The sequence below is a fragment of the Planctomycetia bacterium genome, from assembly GCA_034440135.1.
Taxonomy (GTDB): Bacteria; Planctomycetota; Planctomycetia; order Pirellulales; family JALHLM01; genus JALHLM01.
Genome location: JAWXBP010000443.1, coordinates 1 through 5,634, shown reverse-complemented (window position 1 = coordinate 5,634; position 5,634 = coordinate 1). Strand labels below are relative to the sequence as shown.

4 protein-coding genes are annotated in these 5,634 nt (G+C 61.4%); 2 read left to right on the top strand and 2 right to left on the bottom strand.

Translation table 11 applies throughout. The features are described 5' to 3' along the window. Together SGJ19_25485 and SGJ19_25480 are read left to right on the top strand one after the other, a co-directional pair. A partial coding sequence (locus SGJ19_25485) for a DUF1553 domain-containing protein (GenBank protein ID MDZ4783615.1) occupies nt 1-1,197 on the top strand: 1,197 nt, incomplete at its 5' end. A 66-nt stretch (nt 1,198-1,263) separates the two neighbouring features. After that, on the top strand, nt 1,264-2,571 hold the full coding sequence (locus SGJ19_25480; protein MDZ4783614.1) for a hypothetical protein: 1,308 nt from the start codon (nt 1,264-1,266) through the stop codon (nt 2,569-2,571). Between the two features lie 7 nt (nt 2,572-2,578). Here SGJ19_25480 and SGJ19_25475 read toward each other — a convergent pair whose 3' ends face one another. Together SGJ19_25475 and SGJ19_25470 are read right to left on the bottom strand one after the other, a co-directional pair. Next, entirely contained in the window at nt 2,579-3,352 is a 774-nt protein-coding gene (locus SGJ19_25475; protein MDZ4783613.1) for a glucose 1-dehydrogenase, read from the bottom strand. A 50-nt stretch (nt 3,353-3,402) separates the two neighbouring features. Then, nucleotides 3,403-5,634: glycosyl hydrolase family 28-related protein (locus SGJ19_25470; GenBank protein ID MDZ4783612.1), on the bottom strand; the 2,232-nt coding region annotated here is incomplete at its 5' end.

Sequence of the window (5,634 nt, the reverse complement as noted above, 5' to 3'; positions counted from 1 at the left end):
GTGTTCCTGGGCTTGCAGATCGGCTGCGCGGAGTGCCACGACCACAAGTTCGATCCCATTAGCCAGGCCGATTTCTACCGTCTCCGCGCCTGCTTCGAACCGGCGCTCCATTTTCGCAAGCCGGATGTCGATCGAGAACTTCGCGAACGAAACGCCGCGGATCGCGCACCGTCGTTCCTCTACGCGCGCGGCGATTTTCGGCGCCCCGCGCAGGAATTGCGGCCAGCCTTTCCGCGGATTGCCAACTCCTGGGGCGATGCGCCCACAGTGGATGACCAGTCGCCACGTGCAGCGCTCGCGCGCTGGCTCACGAGGCCGGATCATCCGCTCACCACGCGGGTGATCGTGAACCGCCTTTGGCAGCATCATTTCGGCGAAGGGTTGGTTGCTACGCCCAGTGATTTCGGCGTGATGGGCGAAGCGCCGACGCACCCGGAGTTGCTTGATTGGCTCGCGCGCGAACTCCCGCGACAAGGTTGGAGCCTGAAGCGATTGCATAAGTTGATGCTCAACTCGGCGACGTATCGACAAGCGACTCATGCGTCGGAAGGGGACGCCGCGGTCTGGGAGCAAGGCCTGAAGCTAGATCCCGAAAACCGGCTGCTCTGGCACATGCGCCGGCAACGTCTCGAAGGGGAGGCGATTCGCGACTGTATGCTCGCCGCGGCCGATCGCTTGAGCCCACGCACGGGCGGGCCGGGCGTGATGCCGCCGTTGCCGGCGGAGTTGGTCTCCACGCTGCTACGCGACCATTGGTCGCCCAGCCCTGACGAAGAGGACCATCGCCGCCGCAGCGTGTATATCTTTGCGCGGCGCAATTTGCGTTACCCTTTGTTCGAGGCCTTCGATCGCCCGGAAGCGGCCACTTCCTGCCCGCGCCGCACGCGTTCGACGATCGCCCCGCAATCGTTGCTGCTGCTGAACTCCGATTTCTCGCTGCAAAGCGCAGGTGATCTGACACAATTCGTTCAGGAGCGCGCCGGCGACAAACCGGATGCCTGCGTGGAGTTACTGTATCGTCGCCTATTCGGGCGCAATCCTTCTCTCGCCGAGCAGGCCCGGGCGGAGACGTTCCTATATACCTCGGTAGAGCGCCAACGCATTTTGGAAGGCGCCGACCAGAACGAGCTGTCGAAGTCGCTCACGCTGCTCACCTTGGCGATGTTTAACTTGAATGAATTTGTTTACGTCGATTGAATGGATGTTCCGAATTTCGAGGACGCGTAGATGCAGCTGGTAAATCGACGAAACTCGTGGCGAGCGATGCTTTTCTGCCTCCTCGTCAGCAGCGTTCTCCAGCAGGCGCGGACGGGTGAGCCGGACCCGATCACCGCCGACGCTCCGTTGCGTTGGTTTCGCGGTAATCTGCATACGCACTCGCTCTGGAGCGACGGCAACGATTTCCCGGAGATGATCGCCGAATGGTATCGCACACACGGCTATCAGTTCCTCGCGCTCTCGGATCACAACGTACTGAGCGCTGGCGAGCGCTGGATGTCCTGGTCGCGAATCGAGAAACGCGGCCATCCGGCAGCGCTGGAAAAATACCTGGCGCGGTTTGGCGACCATTGGGTCGAAACCCGCGGCGATCGCGCCCAGGAAACGCTGGAAGTGCGACTCAAGCCGCTGGATGAGTTTCGGCATCTCGTCGAAGAGCGCGGCAAGTTCCTGATGATCCCGTCGGAGGAACTGAGCGACGCCGTCGATGGCAAACCGCTGCACATCAACATTGCCAACATTCAGGAACTGATCCAACCGCTTGGCGGCGCGACGATGCGCGACGCCATGGCCGCCGATCTGCGCGCCGTCGAAGAACAGGAACGCAAGTCAGGCAAGCCAATGCTCGCACACCTGAATCACCCCAACTTCGGTTGGGCCGTCACGGCCGAAGACATTGCCGCGGTGATCAACGAGCGCTTCGTCGAGGTCTACAACGGGCACACGGGCGTCAACAACGACGGTGACGAGCATCGCGCCGGCATGGAGGAAATCTGGGACATCGCCAACACCCTGCGCATCGCGGAACTCAACGCGGCTCCCCTGATGGGCCTGGCCACGGACGACAGTCATCATTACGACGGAGCCCAAGAGCAGCGCCCTGGCCGCGGTTGGATCATGGTCCGCGCGCGGCATCTCACACCGGACTCGTTGATCCGCGCGATCAAGGCCGGCGATTTCTATGCGTCGACCGGAGTCACGCTGCGCGACTTCCAGTACGATGCATCAACGCGCACGCTGAGCCTGGAAATCGAGCCGCAAGGAGATGCGGTGTTCACGACGCGCTTCGTCGGGACGCCGCGCGATGCATTACTCGACGGAAAAGAACGCACGGACGGCGCCGGCGCGGCGCTCGATACCACTAAGAAGTATTCATCGGAAATCGGCCGCACATTCGCCGAAGCAACGGGAACCAACCCCAGCTATCAACTCACGGGCGAAGAACTTTACATTCGCGCGATTGTCACATCGAGCGTGCCGCATCCTGATCCGTCGCTCGCAGGACAACTGCAACAGGCCTGGACGCAGCCGGTCGGCTGGTCGCTCAAGGGGGACGCCACGCCCGACAAATAATTCGGCGTCAAATCGTCAATCCGCCGTCGATCGTAAAGATCGCGCCGGTGCAATAACCGCTGGCTGGGGAAGCAAGGAAGACCGCTAACGGTGCAATATCTTCGGATTGCGCCATCCGCCCCAACGGCACGCGCTCGAGGAACCCGCGCAACGTCGCTTCGTCGCGCCAGAGGGCTTCGCTGAACTTCGTCTGCACCAGCCCAGGGCAGATCGCGTTGACGCGGATTTGATCGCCGCCCCATTCACGCGCCATCGCCTGTGTCAGGCTCAAGAGCGCCGCCTTGCTGACGTTATAAAGGCCTAGCATCGGCTCCGGGCGCAGCCCGCCAATGCTGCTGATGTTGATGATCGAGCCGCCGCCCCGCGCCCGCATCAGCGGATGCACGAGACGGCACAGCTCGAACGGCCCTTTGAGGTTCACCGCCAACGTTTTCTCGAACACATCGAGATTCTGGTCCAGCAGCGGGCCGAACTTCGGATTCGTAGCCGCGTTGTTGACGAGGATATCCACGCCTCCGCAACGCTCTGTGCAGGCGTCGACCAAACTTCGCAACTGAGCGGGGTCGCCGGCGTGCGCGGCGATCGCTTCCGCCTTTCCGCCTTGCGTGCGAATCTCGGCGGCGACCGCCTCGACCGCGTCCTGCTTGCGGCTGCTGACGACGACCAGCGCTCCACATGTAGCGAGCCCCTGCGCAATCGCCGCGCCGATCCCTTTGCTCGCTCCCGTGACGAGGGCGACTTTTCCGTTGAGATCGAAACCGGCGAGAAGTGAGTTGCTCATGCGACCAGTAAAGCGGAGCGGCGACCTCGGGGCAAGCCGCTCTCAGCCGACTACGGCATCATGGCCATGCCGGCCCCGCCGCCATTACGGCGTTTGACGTTGAACCACAGCCGCCTGGCGGCGTTGGACAATTCGCCGCCGTCGTTCGGCAGAATGTCGTAAGTCACTCGGATCGGATTGTAGCCGCGGAACAGCGTGTTGGAGATGGAAATTTGCGTGTATTCGCCCTCGGCCGATTCCCAATCGATGCCGGCCACGGTATAGCCGATGAAGCGGCAGTCTTCGATCACGAGCCGGCCGACTTCGACTTCCTCTATCGAAAACGTCGGGCGATGCACGCCGTCGCCAATGGTCACGCGCTGCATCACTAACTCGTCGAGCGGGTCCTGCAGCCCCGATCCGTCATGCGTGTCCTGCTCCATGTACATGGCACGGCTAAGAAACACGTCCCGCAACAAGACCTTGCCGACTCCCTCGGCGAAGCGGAGCGAGTAGATGCTTTCGGCCTGATGAGTAAAGAAGCTGTTCTCGATCGCAATCTCATCAATCAGCGCGAATTTGGCCACGTTGGTCGTCCACGGCACGCTGTTTTCAGGGCCCTTCGCCACGACGTTTCTCAGCACGACACGATGCACGCGCTTCCCCATCGGGCCCGGATCGACCTGAAAACTATTGACGCCAAGCTCGTGTTCCATGGCATTCGTTTCGAAATAGCCGCCGTCGACCGTGAAGCTGCTGCCGTCCCCCATCCCGTTGAAGCCCTTGACCCGGGCGTTGATTCCAATGATGTCGCGGTAGAGATTATTGTCGCCAATTTGGCGGTAGCTCGAGTGACCGGCATTGTAGGATTTCGTTTCGATTAACGTGTTCCGCGCGCCGCCAATCATGAAGTTGCCGCCGGAGGGTTCAGCATGCATGTCGAACAGCGTGTTCGACACGGTCACGCGATAAACGCGATTGTCATTGCCGATCACGCGCAGCCCTTCCGCGCGTCCGGTGTGTTTGCCCAAATTGTTCCCATCGATATTGACGTATGAGACGACGTTGAAATCTCCCTGCACAGTCAGCACGCCGACGGCGGGGGAGTTATTTCGAAGTTTGAGCGTGCCGGGCCCGGTCAACTTGATGTGGGAATGGCTGATCCAGAGATTTTCGACCACAAACACACCCTCGGCGAGATACACGACGCCACTGCCTGACGCGCCGGCCAAATCAATCGCGGACTGAATGGCTTCGGTGTCATCCGTCGCGTCGTTGGGCGTGGCGCCAAAATCCGTGGCTGCGAAGTACGGCTGATTCATATATGCGGTCCCGGACAGCAGCCGCGAAAGAATCAGCTCGGTCGAGACGCCTTTGCGGTACTGACGCAGCCAGTAATCCAACTCCGCGTCGTCCGGCGCGCGGTGCAAATAGTCGCGATGCCAATGATTGATCCACGTCGTCCGGGATTCATCGCTGGTGAGCAAATCAAAGGCAATTTCCGCGCGCGTGCTGCCCGGCAGGTTTTCCAGCGAAACGGACAACTCGGCGTCCGGCGCGGTGCGACGCAAGACGACATTGAACATCGCCTGCACGGCATCGGCATCGTTCGCGCCGTGGGCCTCGAAAAACTCCGCCGTGCCCAATAAGTCGGCCCAGAGGCGTTCCACGCCGCCGACCCGGTCCCAACTGGCCAGTCCCGCGGCGAGCTCATTCGCCGCGATGTCCCGGCCCAGCGTCTGTCGATAGATATAGCGCAGTTGTTCGGCGCGGTATTCTTGGCTACGGAGAACTCCCAGCGCGAGCACGTTGCCGCCGAAACCGATCTCCAGCCGCCCTTGTTGCTGCCCCACTTCAATTTCCGTGGGCAGACGGCCGAGCAAATCCAAATGCAATCGTTTGATCCAGGCGGAACTCGAAAGATCGCCGCCGGTGACCGACTCGTCCTGACGGCGGTCGGCCATGGTATCGGCCGAGAACCAGAAGAACCAATCGCGATCGTTGTCGCCTTCGAGCCAGTCCGCCGCGCCATCATCGAACACGGTGTCGAATGGTCGCAGCGACGGGCTGGATTGATTCGACAGAAATTGTTCGGTCGACTCCTGGAACACGACGGCCCCGCTCCAGTTGCTGAGAATTAGCCGCAGCGAGGACGCCACGTCATCATAGATTGTGGTGCCGCCTACGAGCAGGTCGCCGCCGTCATTGCCGCCTAGCACGTCGGTGCCGAGACCGCCGATCAGCAAGTCGGGTGAAGCGCCTCCAATCAGGGAATCATCTCCCTCGCCGCCGACGACGATATC